The sequence below is a fragment of the Streptomyces phytophilus genome (assembly GCF_013870535.1).
Lineage (GTDB): Bacteria > Actinomycetota > Actinomycetes > Streptomycetales > Streptomycetaceae > Streptomyces > Streptomyces phytophilus.
On sequence record NZ_JACBXC010000424.1, the window covers coordinates 1 to 4,631 of the forward strand.

Below are 4,631 nucleotides of genomic sequence, written 5' to 3' on the forward strand. Positions count from 1 at the left end.
CGACCGGCTCCGCCCGGTCCCGCCCGGCGCGGTCGGCGACCTGTACGTCGCCGGTGCCACCCTCGCCCGCGGCTACCACGGCAGCACCCGGCTCACCGGCGAGCACTTCGTGGCCTGCCCGTACGGCCCCGCGGGGGAGCGGATGCTGCGCACCGGCGAGCGCGCCCACTGGAGCACCGCGGGCCGGCTGACGGTACGCGACCGGCGGGCCGCGGCGCACGACGAGGCGCTCGCGCAGGCCCGCCGCCCCGAGGGCGGCGGCGACCTCGGCGTGCTCCTCCCGCTGCGCAAGGAGGGCAGCCGCCCGCCGCTGTTCTGCGTGCACTCCGCCACCGGTCTCGCCTGGAGCTACGCGGTCCTCGTGCCGCACCTCCCGCAGGACCGGCCGGTGTACGGCATCCAGGCGCGCGGGCTCGCCGGCCCCGAGCCGATGCCGCGGAGCGTGGCCGAGATGGCCGCCGACTACGCCGCGGAGATGCGGACCGTGCAGCCCGAAGGCCCGTACCACGTGCTCGGCTGGTCCTTCGGCGGCATGCTCGCGCAGGCCGTCGCCGCCCGGCTGGAGGAGCAGGGCGAGCGCGTGGAACTGCTCGCGCTGCTGGACGCGTACCCCGACGGCGGCGCCGGCACCTCCCTGTTCTCCAACGAGGACGCCGCCGGCCGCGCCGCCGCCTCCGCCCCGCAGGGCCGGCTCCTCGGCCCCGGGGGAGACGAAGCCGCGGTGCCCGGCGTCAGCGGCCGGCTGCGTTCGCGGATGGAGCAGGTCATGCGCCACTCGGCCGGGTTCGCCCCCGAGCACACCCCCCGCCGCACGACCGGCGACCTGCTGCTGTTCGTCGCCACCGAGGACCGCCCGGAGCGGCTCCCCGCCGCCGACGCGGCCGAGAGCTGGAAGCCGTACGTCGCCGGTAGCGTCGAACCGCACCGGATCGGGGCGGACCACTTCGGAATGCTGAAATCCGCCCCCGCCGCGCAGATCGGCCGCATTCTCGCCGAGCGGCTGGGCAATCCGGAAGAGGCCCCGGAGAAATGAGCCGGCGCATGACGGTATACGGAATTCGGCGACCCGGATTCCGTATACCGGCACGCCGAGCGGAAAGGCGCGCCCGCACACCCGGCGCACGCCGAAATGACGCAGGAATTCAGTGAGAAGGAGCGCGCGCGTGGCCAAGGCACCGGAGATTCCCGTACACAACCGCAGGGACGGCCTCGAACCCCTGCCCGAGCTGCGCCGGATGAGCCAGGAGACGCCGCTGCTCGAAACCCCGCGCGACTGGGTCGCCACCGGGCCGGCGGAGGTGCGCCGGATCCTCGGCGACGCGGACCGCTTCAGCACCATGCCGCCCGCCGACACCGAGGAGGACCGGCGGCGCCAGATCCAGGAGGGCAACCTTCTGCAGTACGACCCGCCGGACCACACCCGGCTGCGCCGCATGCTCACCCCCGAGTTCACCAACCGCCGGATGCGCAGGCTGGAGCCCTTCATCGAGGAGATCGTCGGTGAACGCCTCGACGCCCTCGAACGGGCCGGCCGGCCCGCCGACTTCATGCGCCACTTCGCCTGGCCCATCCCCGGCCTCGTCAGCTGCGCCCTCCTCGGCGTGCCCCGCGACGATCAGGCGGAGCTGGCCCGCAACCTCGACATCAGCCGGGCCGGCAACCGCAGCCGGAAACAGCAGATGACCGCCGGCAAGGCATACGTCGGCTACATGGGCCAACTCGTCGCGCGCAAGCGCCGCGACCCCGGCGACGACCTGCTCGGCATGCTGATCCGCGAGCACGGCGACGACGTCACCGACACCGAGCTGACCGGCATCGGCACCTCGCTGATGGCCGCCGGCTACGAGAACGTCGCCGGCACCCTCGGCCTCGGCACGATGCTGCTGCTCGGCCACCCCGACCAGCTCGCGCTGCTGCTGGAGAAGCCGGAGCTGGCCGACCGCGCGGTGGAGGAACTGCTGCGGTACGTGTCCGTGATCGCCACCTCCTCGCCGCGCACCGCACTCGCGGACGTGCCCGTCGGCGACGCCGTGATCAAGAAGGGCGACGTCGTGGTCTGCTCCCTCCTCGCCGTCAACCGGGCGGCCGGGGACGGCGCCGGCCACGACGGCTTCGACATCACCCGCGAGGTCACCCCCCACCTGGCCTTCGGCCACGGCATCCACTACTGCCTCGGCGCCCCGCTGACCCGCGTGCAGCTCAGGATCGCCCTCCCGCGGCTGCTGCACCGCTTCCCCGGGCTGCGCCTGGCCGTACCGGCAGCAGACCTGCGCTACCGGACACACGCGCCCAACTACGGCGTCGAAGCGCTGCCCGTCACCTGGTAGGGGGACCCATGCCACGCCGCCCCGGGCCCGCGCCCGTCCACACCCGCAGATCGCGCTTCGACCCCGGGGCCGAGCTGCGCCGCCTCGCCGCGGAACGGCCCGTCACCAGGATCGGCGCCGGGCCGGGCGACAGCGAGGAGTACGTCTGGCTGGTCACCGGATACGACGCGGTGCGCCAGGTACTCGGCGACCACGTCCGCTTCTCCACCCGCCGCCGCTTCGGCCGCGCGGCCGGCACGGCCGGGACGTACCCCGACGACTACCGCCCGGACGACATGATCGGGCAGCTCATGGACTACGACCCGCCCGAGCACACCCGGCTCAGGAAGATCCTCACGCCGGAGTTCACGGTCCGCCGGATCCGCCGCCTCCGCCCGCGGATCGAGGAGATCGCCGCCGACCGGCTCGACGCAGTGGAGCGGGCCGGCCCGCCCGCCGACCTCGTCGAGCAGTTCGCCACCCCCTTCTCCGGCGCCGTGCTCTGCGAGCTGATCGGCGTCCCCCGGGACGACCGCGAGGCGTTCCTGCGCCGCGCCCGCCACCACCTCGACCAGGGCCGCGGCCGGCAGGCGCGGGCCGCCGCGGGCGCCGCCTTCTCGCGCTACCTGGCCGCCCTGGTCGCCGGGCAGCGCCGGGATCCCGACGACGGCTTCCTCGGCATGGTCGTACGCGACCACGGAGCCGACGTCACCGACAAGGAACTCCGCGGCGTCTGCGTCCTGCTGATGCTCGCCGGCCTCGACAACATCTCCGGGATGCTGAGCCTCGGCACCCTCGTGCTGCTCGAACACCCCGGGCGGCTCGCGGAGATCCGCGCGGACCCCGGCACGGTGGACCGCACCGTCGAGGAACTGCTGCGCTACCTCACCGTGCCGCACGCGCCCACGCCCCGCACCGCCCTGGAGGACGTCACCGTCGGCGGACAGCTCGTCAAGGCCGGCGAACACCTCGTCGTCTCGCTGCCGACGGCCAACCGCGACCCGGCGCTGACCGCCGCCCCCGACCGCTTCGACCCCGCCCGCGCGCCCTCCGCCCACCTCGCCTTCGGCCACGGCGTCCACCACTGCCTGGGCGCCGCGCTCGCCCGGATGGAACTCTGCATCGGCTACACGGAGCTGCTGCGCCGCTTCCCCCACCTGCGCCTCGCCGCGCCGGCCGCGGAGGTGCCGTTCCGGCTGCACACGACCGCCTACGGCCTGGAGCGGCTGCCGGTCGCCTGGTGACCGGCAGCCGGGGAGGGGAGACGACGATGGAGGTACGGGTCGACCGCGACAGGTGCGTGGGGTCGGGGCTGTGCATGATGCACGTGCCCGCGGTCTTCGACCAGTCCGAGGACGACGGCAAGGTGCTGCTCGCCACCGCGCACCCCGGCCCGGGGCTCGCGAGGTCCGTACGCGGCGCCGCGGGGCGGTGCCCCGGGCGGGCCATCTCGCTGCACGCCGACGGCGGCACCGGCGGGGCCGACAGCACCGAGAACGTCCGGCAATGACGGGGGTTCCCTGAAGTTCTTCTGAGGATAAAGCGGGCCGCCGCGGTGCGCTGAGCACCGCCGACAGAACGCCATTCATCGAATTCTCATGAAAGCCGCCGCCGGCGACCTTCGCCGGCGGCGTTCTGTATCCGCCCTGTGACCGGCGCTCACGTAGAACTTGGGCCCATGTTCACCACACGCAAACGCGCATTCGCGCAGACCCTGCTCGCCTCGTCCGCACTCGTCGTCAGTGTCGTGCTGGCGGGGTGCTCCGACGATTCCGAGGCCGCCTCTTCCGACGGCGGCACGTCCGCCTCTCCGGGCAGCCCGTTCGACCAGGCGGTCGAGTACGCGCAGTGCATGCGTGACAACGGGGTGCCGGAGTTCAAGGACCCGGTGCAGGACACCGGCGGCGTCATGTTCAACCAGGGCGGATTCGACCCGGAGTCCGCCGAGTTCAAGGCCGCGGAGGAAGCCTGCCGCGACAAGCAGCCGCAGCGCCAGGGCGGCCCGGGCGGCGGTGAGCCGCTGGACTCCGAGAAGGTCGCGGAGTGGGCCGAGTGCATCCGCCAGAACGGCGTGCCCGACTTCCCCGACCCGGAGATCGAGGGCAACAGCATGGTCGTGGACATCGGTGCAGCCGACCCGGCGAAGTTCGAGCCGGCCCGGCAGGCATGCCAGGACAAGTACCCCGGTGGCGGCATGCGGATCGGCGGGGGCATGCGGTGACGAGCCGTGAGGAGACGGAAGAGCTGAACCTGCGGGAGCGCCCGCCGGGCGCGCTGGAAGTCCGCCCGCCCGGCCCGCTCACCGCGGACGGCGGCCCCGAGCCG

The 4,631-nt window shown here is 73.9% G+C and carries 5 protein-coding genes; all 5 read left to right on the forward strand.

The genetic code is table 11. From position 1 onward, the window contains the following. Positions 1–1,033: alpha/beta fold hydrolase (locus H5J30_RS18380; protein WP_181788502.1), on the forward strand; the 1,033-nt coding region annotated here is incomplete at its 5' end. Between the two features lie 130 nt (positions 1,034–1,163). After that, the gene (locus tag H5J30_RS18385) at positions 1,164–2,327 is read left to right on the forward strand and encodes a cytochrome P450 (RefSeq protein WP_181788503.1); all 1,164 of its coding nucleotides are present in this window, start codon (positions 1,164–1,166) and stop codon (positions 2,325–2,327) included. Between the two features lie 8 nt (positions 2,328–2,335). Continuing rightward, a complete protein-coding gene (locus tag H5J30_RS18390) occupies positions 2,336–3,550 on the forward strand; it encodes a cytochrome P450 (protein ID WP_181788504.1) in 1,215 nt (404 codons plus the stop codon). Between the two features lie 26 nt (positions 3,551–3,576). Next, on the forward strand, positions 3,577–3,816 hold the full coding sequence (locus H5J30_RS18395) for a ferredoxin (protein ID WP_181788505.1): 240 nt from the start codon (positions 3,577–3,579) through the stop codon (positions 3,814–3,816). 168 nt (positions 3,817–3,984) lie between these two features. Continuing rightward, positions 3,985–4,527 carry a hypothetical protein gene (locus tag H5J30_RS18400; protein ID WP_181788506.1) on the forward strand — a complete coding sequence of 181 codons (543 nt, stop codon included), beginning with the start codon at positions 3,985–3,987 and terminating at the stop codon, positions 4,525–4,527. The last annotated feature ends 104 nt before the right edge of the window (positions 4,528–4,631 follow it).

Bases quoted from the DNA above. Each gene is read 5' to 3' on its own strand.
- H5J30_RS18390 (WP_181788504.1), top strand. From the start codon at position 2,336: ATGCCACGCCGCCCCGGGCCCGCGCCCGTCCACACCCGCAGATCGCGC.
- H5J30_RS18395 (WP_181788505.1), top strand. From the start codon at position 3,577: ATGGAGGTACGGGTCGACCGCGACAGGTGCGTGGGGTCGGGGCTGTGC.
- H5J30_RS18400 (WP_181788506.1), top strand. From the start codon at position 3,985: ATGTTCACCACACGCAAACGCGCATTCGCGCAGACCCTGCTCGCCTCG.